Annotated in this window: 1 protein-coding gene; it reads left to right on the forward strand. The window is 64.5% G+C overall.

Features of this window, described 5'->3' with window-relative positions:
- The coding region (locus AB3X89_RS40815) for a transposase (protein ID WP_368588125.1) at window positions 1–245 on the forward strand (245 nt) is incomplete at both ends.

Here is a 245-nt window from a genome sequence, read left to right on the forward strand (position 1 = left end):
GCCGGGCCAGCGAATGGCATCGGCAAAAGTACGGGCGCGACGCGAGCCAGACGCCGTGGCGCAAGATGCATCTGTCGATCGACCCGGAGATGAATGTCCACCAGATCGCGATCACCGGGGACAACGTTTCCGACGAGGCGGGCCTGAATGCGATGCTGGCAGTCGACGCGAACGTCGACTGCGTGATCGCCGACGGCGCGTATTACAGTATTGCGCAGACCGAGGCGTGGTCAGCCTGCGGCGTG

It is taken from the genome of Paraburkholderia sp. BR14320, from assembly GCF_040948665.1.
In the GTDB taxonomy this organism is placed as follows: Bacteria; Pseudomonadota; Gammaproteobacteria; order Burkholderiales; family Burkholderiaceae; genus Paraburkholderia; species Paraburkholderia youngii.